Raw genomic sequence first — 11,590 nt, 5'->3', positions numbered from 1 at the left:
GCGCGGGGTGGAGCAGCTCGGTAGCTCGCTGGGCTCATAACCCAGAGGTCGCAGGTTCAAATCCTGTCCCCGCTACTGAAGACGAAGGCCCGGATCTCTTGAGATCCGGGCCTTCGTCGTGTCGTCGTGATCTTTTCGTTCCGTGGGCGTGAAGTGCGGTTCGCTGGGCACCAGTTGGGTCCCGACGTGTTTGACTTGTCTCTCTGTGGGCATGTCGACAAAACGCTGAAGTGACCTCACTGGCCGCGGTATACCAGGTGTACGCGGGTTACAGGTGGTGCGACGATGGTATTTATGGGGGACAGGGCAACTCTGTTGGAGACAGGGCGGTTTGTGCAACGGCGCGGCCAGAGGGCGGACGAGACGGCGGACGCGGCCTTCGCGGCTGTCATCGCCGGGGCGGCTGGAGCGGACGAGACCACCGGGACGGTGGGACACGTGGACGCGGACGCCCTGCACACCGCCACCGCCGCGGTCGTGACCACCCCGGGTGCGGCCCGCCCGGGTGTGACCACTCCCGACGGGGACACCACGGGCGTGACCGCTCCGGACGAGGACACCACGGACGCCGTCGACGCGGCGGACAGCGCCGAGGCCGAGGCCCGCCACCGCCGGGCGGCCGAGGCCGGGGACACATCGTCCATGAGCGTGCTGGGCGCCCTGCTGCTGCGCCGCGGCGACCTGGACGGCGCCGAGGCCTACCTCCGCGCCGCCACCGCCGACGGTGACCGGGCCGCCGCCAACAACCTGGGCGTCCTGCTCCACCAGAGGGGCTACCCGGACGAGGCCGCCGGCTGGTGGCGGATCGCCGCCGTGGCCGGTTCCGCCGCCGCCGCGCACGCGCTCGGCCGCCACTTCCGCGAGCGCGGGGACGAGCCCGGCGCCGAGTACTGGCTGCGCCAGTCCGCCGAGCAGGGGCACGCGCTGGGCGCCTACGCGCTCGCCGACCTCCTGGAGCACCGCGGCGACATCGGCGCCGAGCGCTGGCTGCGCGCCGCCGCCGAGCAGGGCCACCGGGAGGCGGCCTACCGGCTGGCCCGCACCCTGGAGCGCAACGCCGTCGAGGACCCGCACGACGCCTTCGGCCTGGGCCGGGCGGCGGCCGGCGCCCCCCGGACCGCCCCGGGCCTCGCCCTGCCCGGAGACCCGGCCACCCCCGCGGCTCCGACGGCGACCGCCACGAGCCCCGAGCCGACGGGCACCGGGCCGACGCACACCGAGCCGACGGGCGCCAAGGGCGGCGACAGCCCGGTGGCCGGACCGGCGGCGGGCCGCAACGGCGAGGCCGAGCAGTGGTACCGCCGTGCCGCCGCCCGGGGCCACCGCCGTGCCGCCCTCCATCTCGGCGCGATCCTGGAGCAGCGCGGCGAGCTGAAGGAGGCGGGCCGCTGGTACCTCACCGCCGCCAAGGAGGGCGAGGCCCGCGCCGCCTGCGCGCTCGGCTTCCTGCTGCGGGACGCGGGCGACGAGGAGAGCGCCGCCGTCTGGTGGCTGCGCGCCGCCCAGGACGGCGACGGCAACGCGGCCAACGCGCTGGGCGCCCTGCACGCGGCGCGCGGCGAGCAGCAGACCGCCGAGCGCTGGTACCGCGCCGCCATGGACGCCGGTGACGTCAACGGGGCGTACAACCTCGGGCTGCTCTGCGCCGCCCAGGACCGTATCCCGCAGGCTGAGCAGTGGTACCGCCGCGCTGCCTACGCGGGCCACCGCGAGGCCGCCAACGCGCTCGCCGTCCTGCTCCTCCAGGCCGGGGACCACACCGGCGCCGAGCCCTGGTTCTCCAAGGCGGCGGAGGCGGGCAGCGTGGACGCCGCCTTCAACCTCGGCATCCTGCACGCCGGCCGCGACGAGGACCGTACGGCCCTGGGCTGGTACCGGCGGGCCGCGGCGGCCGGGCACACCGACGCGGCCCTCCAGGTCGGCATGGCCCTGCTGCGCGACGGCGAGGAGCAGGAGGCCGAGCGCCATCTGCGCTGCGCCGCGGGCGGCGGCAGCGCCGAGGCGGCGTTCCGGCTGGCCGGGGTGCTCGACGCCCGCCAGCCGCCGCCGGGCCCGCCCGCGCTGGGCGAGCCGATGCCGGCCAAAACCGAGTGCGAGGAGTGGTACGAGCGGGCCGCCCAGCAGGGACACCGCCGCGCCCAGGTCCGGGTCGGCATGCTCGCCGCCGCCCGCGGGGATGTGGAGAGCGCCGCCCACTGGTACCGGGAGGCCGCCGAGGCGGGCAGCCGGAACGGCGCCTTCAACCTGGGGCTGCTCCTGGCCCGCGAGGGCAGCGAGCGCGAGGCCGCCCTGTGGTGGAGCCGCGCCGCCAACGCCGGCCACGGGCGGGCCGCGCTGCGCCTGGCGCTGCTCGCCGCCCGCCGGGGCGAGCTGACCGAGGGGCAGCGCTGGTGCGCGCGGGCCGTGCAGCTGGGCCCGGCCGAGGTCGCCGAGCGCGCGGCCCGGCTGCGCGACGCCCTGCACCAGGAGCTGACCGCGTAGCGCCCGGTGAGCCCTGAGGCTTCGGGCCCCGAGGCCTCGCCCCAGGGCCAGCGTGAAGGAATTTGCACAGCTCGACCCGCTGACGTAATGTTGCATTCAACGGCGCGGGGTGGAGCAGCTCGGTAGCTCGCTGGGCTCATAACCCAGAGGTCGCAGGTTCAAATCCTGTCCCCGCTACTGAAGACGAAGGCCCGGATCTCGATCAGAGATCCGGGCCTTCGTCATGTGGGGAAGCGCACGAGAAACCGGGCCCGCCTGTTCGAACAGGCGGGCCCGGGCGCACCTCACGGGGTCACGGGGTGTCGGCACAGCCCGGACAGAGCCCCCGGTACGTCACCTCGACGCCGGAGACCGTGAAGCCGTACCGCTCCTCGGCGGGCAGGTCGGCCAGCGGGTTGCCCGCCGGGTGCACATCGCGGATGGCACCGCACTGGCCGCAGATCAGGTGGTGGTGCGGGCGGTGCGCGTTCGGGTCGTACCGCTTCGCCCGGCGGTCGGTGGAGACCTCCAGCACCTCGCCGAGGGACACCATCTCGCCGAGGGTGTTGTAGACGGTGGCGCGCGAGATCTCGGGCAGCTTGTCGACGGCCCTCGCGTGGACCTCGTCGGCGGTCAGGTGCACATGGTCCCCGTCGAGGACCTCGGCCACGACACGCCGCTGCGCCGTCATGCGCCAGCCGCGTCCACGGAGTCGTTCCAGCAGGTCGCTCATGCAGCCCAGCCTAACAGTGGGGGGACCGAGTCCCGATCGGGTGTGACTTTGGATGTTCGCTTGACTTAGACAATGTCCATTGTAGGATCGTGATCGGCATTAGCCAAGGGACAGGGCTGTACAGAGAACCGAACGCTGTGCAGGAACGCGACGCAGGAGGAACACGTGACGCAGGGACCGCTCACCACCGAGGCCGGGGCGCCGGTCGTCGACAACCAGAACAGCGAGACCGCGGGCGTCGGCGGTCCGGTTCTCGTCCAGGACCAGGCGCTGCTGGAGAAGCTCGCCCACTTCAACCGGGAGCGCATCCCGGAGCGCGTCGTGCACGCCCGCGGCGCCGGCGCGTACGGCACCTTCACCGTGACCCGCGACGTGACGCAGTGGACCCGGGCGAAGTTCCTCTCCGAGGTCGGCAAGGAGACCGAGACGTTCCTGCGCTTCTCCACCGTCGCGGGCAACCTCGGCGCCGCCGACGCCGTGCGCGACCCGCGCGGCTTCGCACTGAAGTTCTACACCGAGGAGGGCAACTACGACCTCGTCGGCAACAACACCCCGGTCTTCTTCATCAAGGACGCCATCAAGTTCCCCGACTTCATCCACACCCAGAAGCGCGACCCGTACACCGGCTCGCAGGAGGCTGACAACGTCTGGGACTTCTGGGGGCTCTCGCCCGAGTCGACGCACCAGGTGACCTGGCTCTTCGGCGACCGCGGCATCCCGGCGACCCTGCGCCACATGAACGGGTACGGCTCGCACACCTTCCAGTGGAACAACGAGGCCGGCGAGGTCTTCTGGGTCAAGTACCACTTCAAGACCGACCAGGGCATCAAGAACCTCACCCAGGCCGAGGCCAACAAGCTCGCCGGTGAGGACCCCGACAGCCACCAGCGCGATCTGCGGGAGGCGATCGAGCGCGGTGACTTCCCGTCCTGGACGGTGCAGGTCCAGATCATGCCGGCGGCGGACGCGGCGACGTACCGCTTCAACCCGTTCGACCTCACCAAGGTGTGGCCGCACGCGGACTACCCGCCGATCGAGATCGGCAAGCTGGAGCTGAACCGCAACCCGGAGAACATCTTCGCGGAGGTCGAGCAGTCGATCTTCAGCCCCGCGCACTTCGTGCCGGGCATCGGTCCGTCTCCGGACAAGATGCTCCAGGGCCGTCTCTTCGCGTACGGCGACGCCCACCGCTACCGGGTCGGCATCAACGCCGACCACCTGCCGGTGAACCGGCCGCACGCCACCGAGGCGCGCACCCACAGCCGGGACGGCTTCCTCTACGACGGTCGGCACAAGGGCGCCAAGAACTACGAGCCGAACAGCTTCGGCGGCCCCTTCCAGACGGACCGCCCGCTCTGGCAGCCGCTGCCGGTCAGCGGCACCACCGGCAACACCGAGGCCCCCAGCCATGCCGAGGACAACGACTTCGTGCAGGCGGGCGACCTCTACCGGCTGATGTCGGAGGACGAGAAGGCCCGGCTGATCGAGAACCTCTCCGGGTTCATCGCCAAGGTCTCGCGCGACGAGATCGCCGAGCGCGCGATCAACAACTTCCGCCAGGCGGACGGTGACTTCGGCAAGCGGCTGGAATCCGCGGTCCAGGCCCTTCGCGGCTGACCGGACGCTGGCCGTCGTCGGTGGGCCGGCTCCCCTCCCGGGGGTCCGGCCCACCGGGCGTCACCGGGGTCGGCCGTCGTGACACGCGACGGCCGACCCCGTGCGTCTACGGGGCCGGCCGTCGTGCACACCCAGGGACCGGCTGCCGTGCATGTGCGGACGGGCGTCGCTACGCCGACCCGGCCGCCGCCACCGTACGGCGCCGGGTGGGCGCCCAGCAGCGGATGATGTCGCGCACCGACACGATGCCCACCGGCCCGGTGTCGTCCAGCACGATCAGATGCCGGAACCCGCCGTGCGTCATGGCTTCCGCGGCCTCCTCCAGGGTCCAGGCCGGGGCGGCGAAGACCACGTCGGTGGTGGTGTGGGCGGAGGCGATCTCCAGATCGGGGTCCTGACCCGAGCCGACCGCGTCGAGTATGTCGCGCTCGGTGATGATCCCGAGCCCGCAGGTGTCCGGGTCGTGGACGACGGCCGCCCCGATACGGCGGGCCGACATCAGCCGGGCGGCCTGGCGGAGCGTGTGGTTGGGGCCGATGGTGAGGACCACCGTGCTCATGGCGTCACGGACGAGCATGGAACGAGCCACCTCCTCGGAGCGCCGACTCTGTGAGTCGATTCACAAGTTCACAAGTGGGGGGACTCTCAGAGTGGCATCCTTGGGGCGGGCCGACAAGGGGTGGACCGGCGCGCGCCGGGGGAGTGCGCAAGCACGCACGGCGTCGCCCGGGCCCCGGGTGACCAGCGGAAGTGTCAGTAGCGCTGGTTGAGATACCCCAGCAACTCGTCGTGGAGCAGCCCGTTCGAGGCGGCCCCGTTGGCTCCGCCCGGCCCGTCGGTCCCTTCGAGGTCGGTGAACCGGCCACCCGCCTCCTGCACGATGATCGCGTTCGCCGCCATGTCCCAGAGCGACAGCTCCGGCTCCGCGCAGATGTCCACGGATCCCTCCGCGACCATCATGTACGGCCAGAAGTCGCCGTACCCCCGGGTCCGCCAGCAGGCCCGGGTCAGGTCCAGGAAGCCGTCCAGGCGGCCCTGCTCCTCCCAGCCGCTCAGGGAGGAGAACGCGAACGAGGAGTCCGCGACGGTCTCCACCTTCGACACCTCCAGCCGGGTCGCGGAGGTGAGGCTGCGTCCGGTGTACGCGCCGGCGCCCTTCGCCGCCCACCAGCGCCGGTTCAGCGCGGGCGCGGAGACCACCCCGACCACCGGCTGGAAGCCTCGCTCACCGGCCTCCATCAGCGCGATCAGCGTCGCCCACACCGGCACGCCGCGGACGTAGTTCTTGGTGCCGTCGATCGGGTCGATCACCCAGCGCCGGGGCCCCGTGCCCTCGACCCCGTACTCCTCGCCCAGGATCGCGTCACGCGGGCGGGCCCGGTGCAGATGGCCGCGGATCAGCTCCTCGGCGGCCTTGTCGGCTTCGCTCACCGGAGTCATGTCCGGCTTGGTCTCCACCTTCAGGTCGAGAGCCTTGAACCGGTCCATGGTCGCCGCGTCGGCGGCGTCCGCCAGTACATGCGCGAGGCGCAGATCATCGTGGTAGTCGGGCATGCCGTCACAGTATCCAGCCGTACGGGGGACGGGCCACCGGCCCCGCCTCGGGGACCGCCGCGCCCCCACCTCGCAACCCCGGACGCGGACCCTTGACAGTGGCCATCAGCGCCTCAACTCTGAAGCGCGGGCCCCAGGCACGGTCCCCGGCGTGGGAGGCGGCGATGCCGACAGCGCGAGAAGCCCTGCTGGACGCCGCCCTCAGGGTGCTCGGCGACCGGCCCTGGCGCACGGTGCGGATGGTCGACGTGGCCGCGCTGGCCGGGGTCTCCCGGCAGACCCTCTACAACGAGTTCGGCACCAAGAGCGGCTTGGCCGCAGCCCTGCTGTGCCAGGCCGCCGAGCGCTATCTGACCGGCGTGGACCGCGCACTGACGGCGCCCGCGCCGGAGCGCCCGGCCGCCGTGGCGCGCTGGACGGTCCGGGCCGCCGGTGGGGACCCGCTCGTCAAAGGGCTGCTCACCGGAGTCTGGGAAGCGGGGTTGCCCCGCCCCGGCCCCGGGGCTCCGGGCCCGGCCCGTCTGCTCGCGCTGACCAGGGACCGTGTGGCAGCCGCCGCGCACCCGCTCACGGCGGCGAGCTGCGAGCACGTGCTCCGGCTCGCGCTCTCGTACGTGATCGTTCCCGGCGTCCCCGCGGGACCGGCCCCTCAGTGCGCCGAGCCGGAGAGCTGGAGCCCGATCACGCCGATGATCACCAGGGAGATCGACACCAGCTTCAGGGTCGAGACCAGGTCACCGAGGAAGACCATGCCGTAGATCGCCGTACCGGCCGCTCCGATGCCGGTCCACACGGCGTACGCCGGTCCTACGTCGAGCTTCTTCAGGGCCATCGTCAGAAGGCCGAAACTGCCCAGGGCGAAGGCGGCGAACGCGAGGGTCGGCCAGAGCCGGGTGAAGCCGTGCGAGAGCTTCAGGCAGACGGCGAAACCGGTCTCCAGCAGTCCGGCGACCACGACCAGCAGCCATGCCATCGTCCGTTGCCTCCTGCGTAGGTGATGCGTAGGTGACTGGTTCGGTCCTGCTCGGTGCGATTATGCCTTTACCAGTCGTTGAAACTCGCAAACATGCCCGCAGGACACCGGCCGAAAACGGTCACTCCGCGGCCTCAGTCGCCCTCGTGCCGCTCACGGGTCGCGAGGAGGCGGCGCAGCGAGTCGAGCCGCGCCGGATCGGCGTGCCCCTCGGCCACCCAGGCGTCCAGCGCGCACTCAGGCTGGTTCTCGTCGTGGGTGCAGCCGCGCGGGCACTCCTCGGTGCCCGGCTCCAGGTCGGGGAACGCGTGGATGACGCGCGAGGGATCGACGTGGTGCAGTCCGAACGACCGTACGCCGGGGGTGTCGACGACCCAGCCGCGGCCGTCGGGCAGCGGCAGCGCGAGCGCGGAGGTGGTGGTGTGCCGGCCGCGGCCGGTGACCGCGTTGACGTTGCCGGTGGTGCGCCGCCGGTCCGCCGGGACGAGGGCGTTGACCAGCGTCGTCTTGCCGACCCCGGAGTGGCCGACGAAGGCGGTGATCTTGCCCTCCAGCTGCTCGCGCACCCGGTCCGCCGCGCCGCCGCTCTCCAGCTCCTCGCGGCTGGTGACCACGTACGGCACACCGAGCGGGGTGTACGCCTCCAGCAGCTTGTCCGGCGAGGCCAGGTCGGATTTGGTCAGCACGAGCAGCGGGGTCAGGCCACCGTCGTACGCAGCCACCAGACAGCGGTCGATCATGCGCGGGCGCGGCTCCGGGTCGGCCAGCGCGGTCACGATCGCCAGCTGGTCGGCGTTGGCGACGACCACCCGCTCGTAGGGATCGTCGTCGTCGGCCGTACGGCGCAGCACCGTACGGCGCGAGGCGATCCGCACGATCCGGGCCAGGGTGTCCTTCTCGCCGGACAGGTCCCCGACGAGGGAGACGGTGTCGCCCACCACCGCGGCCTTGCGCCCCAGTTCGCGGGCCTTCATCGCCACGACGGTCCGCCCGTCGACGAGGCAGGTCAGCCGTCCCCGGTCGACGGTGAGGACCATGCCGTCCTCGGCGTCCTCGTGCTTGGGCCGGATGTGCGTCCGCGGCCGGTTGCCCTTGCGGTTGGGGCGGACGCGGATGTCGTCCTCGTCGGGGTTCTTCCCGTAGCGGCGCATGATCTAGATCCCGAGCATCCCGGTCCACAGCTCCGGGAAGTCCGGCAGGGTCTTGGCGGTGGTCCCCACGTTCTCGATCTCCACGCCCTTCACCGCGAGGCCGATGATCGCCCCGGCGGTGGCCATGCGGTGGTCGTCGTACGTGTGGAAGACGCCGCCGTGCAGCGGGCGCGGACGGATGTGGAGCCCGTCGGCCGTCTCCGTGACGTCACCGCCCAGCTCGTTGATCTCCTTGGTGAGCGCGGCCAGCCGGTCCGTCTCGTGGAGCCGCAGATGGGCGACGCCGCTCAGGGTGGAGGGGGAGTCGGCCAGCGCCGCGACGGCCGCGATGCCCGGGGTCAGCTCGCCGACCTCGCCGAGGTCCACGTCGATGCCGTGGATCCGGCCGGTGCCGGTGAAGGCCAGACCGCGCTCGGTCAGCTCGCAGCTGCCCCCCATCGCGGTGAAGATCTCGCGCAGCGCGTCACCCGGCTGGGTGGTCCGCTCGGGCCAGTCCGGGATGGTGACCTTGCCACTGGTCACCAGTGCCGCGGCCAGGAACGGCTGGGCGTTGGAGAGGTCCGGCTCGATCGTCAGGTCCCGGCCGAGCAGCGCGGAGGGCGAGACCCGCCACACGTTCGGCTCGCCGCCCGTCTCCGGCTCGTCCACCTGCGCGCCCACGGCCCGCAGCATGTCGACGGTCATCCGGATGTGCGGCATCGAGGGCAGGACGGAGCCGGTGTGCCGGACCTCCACGCCCTGGTTGAACCGGGCCCCCGACAGCAGCAGCGCCGAGACGAACTGGGAGGACGACGAGGCGTCGATCGAGACCGGGCCGCCCTCCAGCGCCCCGCCTCCGTGCACGGTCAGCGGCAGTGCGCCGCGCCCGTCGTCGTCGATCCGCGCGCCCAGCGCCCGCAGTCCCTTGATCACGCCGGTCAGCGGGCGCTCGTACGAGCGGGGGTCGCCGTCGAACCGGATCGGGCCGTCGGCGAGGGTGGCGACGGGCGGCAGGAAGCGCATGACGGTGCCGGCGTTGCCGACGTCGACGGTGACCGGGCCGTGCAGCCCCGCCGGGATGACCCGCCAGGCCTCGCCGGTGCTGTCCGGGGAGGCGGCGGCGGACGGGCTGGTCGCGGACGAGGAGGAGACGGTCTCCTCGATGCCCACGCCCATCGCGCGCAGCGCCTCGGCCATCAGCAGGGTGTCGCGGGAGCGCAGCGGGCGGCGGAGCCAGCCCGGCTCGGAGGCCAGCGAAGCGAGGACGAGGGCCCGATTGGTGACCGATTTCGATCCGGGTACGGTGACGGTCGCGTCGACGGCTCCACTCGCGTGAGGTGCGGGCCAGAGGGCGGGGTGCACGGGACTCTCGGTCATGGCCAACACTTTAGTGGTTCCGCGCACCACCCGGGCCAGCAGCAAAAGGCCGGAAAACGACGCGTAACGAAAGAACGGTGACGCCCGGCGAAGCGATGGTCCGGGCCGGAACGGATCCCTCAGGGGCGGAGCCGGACCCCTTCGGGAGTCACCAGCCCAACAGCCAGCGCCCGCCGCCGATCAGCGAGCAGAGCGACACCGCGTGGAAGAGGAAGAGCCACAGCGCCGCCGGGGCATGGGTCAGCCGGGCCAGCTGGTCGGCGTCGGAGTCCGGGGCACCGCCGTAGCGCCGCTTGGACTGCAGCTCGAAGGGCGGTCGCACCCCGCCCAGCAGCAGGAACCAGACCACCGCGTACGCGAACGCCGACTGCACGTGGGACGAGGTCAGCCAGGACACCAGCAGGAACGCGGTGCCCGTCAGGATGACGGTGAGCGCCCCGTACACGTTCCGGATCATCACCAGCATCGCGGCGAGCAGCGCCGTCGCGATCCACAGCAGCAGCGTGATCCGGCCGTCGGCCAGCAGCCAGGCGCCGCCCAGACCCAACAGCGAGGGGGCCGTGTAGCCGGCGGCCGCCGTGAGGATCATGCCGATCCCGGTCGGCTTCCCCCGGCTCACCGTCAGCCCGCTGGTGTCCGAGTGCAGCCGGATGCCGGACAGCTGGCGCCCGGTGAGCAGGGCCACCAGGCCGTGGCCGCCCTCGTGGGCGATGGTGATGGTGTTGCGCGCCAGCCGCCACAGGGGGTTCGGCACGACGGCGACGAGCGCCAGCGCGGCCGTCACCACCACCAGCCACTGCTCGGGGGCGGGCTGGGTGCCGGTGAGGCGATCCCACAGGTCGCCCAGATCGGTGCTGTTCATCGGCCGGGCGACTCCTTGCGGTGGGGGCGGGCGGTCGTGGCAGTCTGGCACTCATGTGCGGACGGTTTGCATCCAGTCGGAAGCCCGAGGACCTGAACCGGCTCTTCGGGGTCGAGAAGTGGGAGGCCACCGAGACCCTGGAGCAGGACTGGAACGTGGCGCCGACCAAAGAGGTCTACGCGGTACTGGAGCGTCCTGTTAAAGACGCGGACGACCGGCGTCCGGTTCGCCAGCTGCGGACCCTGAAATGGGGGCTCGTCCCCTCCTGGTCGAAGACCCCGGAGGGAGCCGCCCGGATGATCAACGCCCGCTCGGAGACCGTCCACGAGAAGCCCTCCTTCCGCAACGCCTTCGCCCAGCGCCGCTGCATCCTGCCCGCCGACGGCTACTACGAGTGGGTCACCGGGGCCGAGGAGCGGCAGCTGGAGGAGAAGAAGGGCAAGAAGCGGGCGCGCAAGCAGCCCTACTTCGTCACCCCGGCCGACGGCTCGGTCTTCGCCATGGCCGGACTGTACGAGTTCTGGCGCGACCCGACCCTCCCCGGCGACCATGAGAACGCCTGGTGGGCGACGTGCTCGGTGATCACCACCGAGGCCGAGACCACCCCCCTGGCCGTCGCCCCCGCCGAGGGCCCGGCCGCGCTCGCGGACATCCACCCCCGGATGCCGCTGATGCTCACCCCGGACCGCTGGGACACCTGGCTGGACCCCACGCACACCGGCCTGGACGAGCTGCGCGCGCTCCTGGAGCCGCCGCCGGGCGGGCTGATGCGCGCCTACCCGGTCGCCACCGCCGTGAGCAACGTCCGCAACAACGGGCCCGAACTGCTGGAGGAGCTGGCCGCGCCGGAGGAGGCCACGCTGTTCTGAGGGGCGCGCGAGAGG

11 protein-coding genes and 2 tRNA genes are annotated in these 11,590 nt (G+C 72.3%); 6 read left to right on the top strand and 7 right to left on the bottom strand.

Features of this window, described 5'->3' with window-relative positions:
* Position 1 precedes the first annotated feature (1 nt).
* The 3 genes from AC0682_RS05605 (at position 2) to AC0682_RS05595 (ending at position 2,658) form a co-directional block, all read left to right on the top strand.
* Positions 2 to 75: transfer RNA gene (locus tag AC0682_RS05605), tRNA-Met, on the top strand.
* 210 nt (positions 76 to 285) lie between these two features.
* Positions 286 to 2,481, top strand: coding sequence for a tetratricopeptide repeat protein (locus AC0682_RS05600; RefSeq protein WP_478531083.1), 2,196 nt, complete (start codon positions 286 to 288; stop codon positions 2,479 to 2,481).
* A 103-nt stretch (positions 2,482 to 2,584) separates the two neighbouring features.
* Positions 2,585 to 2,658, top strand: a tRNA-Met gene (locus AC0682_RS05595).
* Positions 2,659 to 2,773: 115 nt separating this feature from the next.
* On the opposite strand, the gene AC0682_RS05590 is transcribed toward AC0682_RS05595, so the two are convergent.
* Entirely contained in the window at positions 2,774 to 3,193 is a 420-nt protein-coding gene (locus AC0682_RS05590) for a Fur family transcriptional regulator (protein ID WP_478531082.1), read from the bottom strand.
* A gap of 165 nt (positions 3,194 to 3,358) precedes the next feature.
* Between AC0682_RS05590 and AC0682_RS05585 the strand changes: the two genes are divergently transcribed.
* Positions 3,359 to 4,810: a catalase gene (locus AC0682_RS05585; RefSeq protein ID WP_478531080.1), complete on the top strand. Its 1,452-nt coding sequence runs from the start codon at positions 3,359 to 3,361 to the stop codon at positions 4,808 to 4,810.
* 169 nt (positions 4,811 to 4,979) lie between these two features.
* Here AC0682_RS05585 and AC0682_RS05580 read toward each other — a convergent pair whose 3' ends face one another.
* Positions 4,980 to 5,387 (bottom strand): CBS domain-containing protein, encoded by a 408-nt coding sequence (locus AC0682_RS05580; protein ID WP_478531079.1) that lies wholly within the window; start codon positions 5,385 to 5,387, stop codon positions 4,980 to 4,982.
* Positions 5,388 to 5,563: 176 nt separating this feature from the next.
* Positions 5,564 to 6,364, bottom strand: a complete 801-nt coding sequence (hisN, locus tag AC0682_RS05575) for a histidinol-phosphatase (protein ID WP_478531077.1) — start codon at positions 6,362 to 6,364, stop codon at positions 5,564 to 5,566.
* 164 nt (positions 6,365 to 6,528) lie between these two features.
* Here hisN and AC0682_RS05570 point away from each other — a divergent pair, with 164 nt between their 5' ends.
* Positions 6,529 to 7,122 carry a TetR/AcrR family transcriptional regulator gene (locus AC0682_RS05570; protein ID WP_478531076.1) on the top strand — a complete coding sequence of 198 codons (594 nt, stop codon included), beginning with the start codon at positions 6,529 to 6,531 and terminating at the stop codon, positions 7,120 to 7,122.
* On the opposite strand, the gene AC0682_RS05565 is transcribed toward AC0682_RS05570, so the two are convergent.
* The 4 genes from AC0682_RS05565 to AC0682_RS05550 form a co-directional block, all read right to left on the bottom strand.
* The gene (locus AC0682_RS05565; RefSeq protein WP_478531074.1) at positions 7,014 to 7,337 is read right to left on the bottom strand and encodes a DMT family transporter; all 324 of its coding nucleotides are present in this window, start codon (positions 7,335 to 7,337) and stop codon (positions 7,014 to 7,016) included. The two genes, AC0682_RS05570 and AC0682_RS05565, sit on opposite strands and share 109 nt — an antisense overlap.
* Positions 7,338 to 7,471: 134 nt before the next feature.
* The gene (gene rsgA / locus AC0682_RS05560; protein WP_478531073.1) at positions 7,472 to 8,488 is read right to left on the bottom strand and encodes a ribosome small subunit-dependent GTPase A; all 1,017 of its coding nucleotides are present in this window, start codon (positions 8,486 to 8,488) and stop codon (positions 7,472 to 7,474) included.
* A 3-nt stretch (positions 8,489 to 8,491) separates the two neighbouring features.
* Positions 8,492 to 9,844, bottom strand: coding sequence for a 3-phosphoshikimate 1-carboxyvinyltransferase (aroA, locus tag AC0682_RS05555; protein ID WP_478531072.1), 1,353 nt, complete (start codon positions 9,842 to 9,844; stop codon positions 8,492 to 8,494).
* A gap of 148 nt (positions 9,845 to 9,992) precedes the next feature.
* Positions 9,993 to 10,706 (bottom strand): M50 family metallopeptidase, encoded by a 714-nt coding sequence (locus tag AC0682_RS05550; protein ID WP_254811715.1) that lies wholly within the window; start codon positions 10,704 to 10,706, stop codon positions 9,993 to 9,995.
* 53 nt (positions 10,707 to 10,759) lie between these two features.
* Here AC0682_RS05550 and AC0682_RS05545 point away from each other — a divergent pair, with 53 nt between their 5' ends.
* The gene (locus tag AC0682_RS05545) at positions 10,760 to 11,575 is read left to right on the top strand and encodes an SOS response-associated peptidase (protein ID WP_254811714.1); all 816 of its coding nucleotides are present in this window, start codon (positions 10,760 to 10,762) and stop codon (positions 11,573 to 11,575) included.
* Positions 11,576 to 11,590 lie beyond the last annotated feature (15 nt).

This window comes from Streptomyces sp. NPDC043746, from assembly GCF_056436485.1.
Note: the sequence above shows the minus strand (reverse complement) of the source record. Positions and strands in the feature narration are given on the sequence as shown.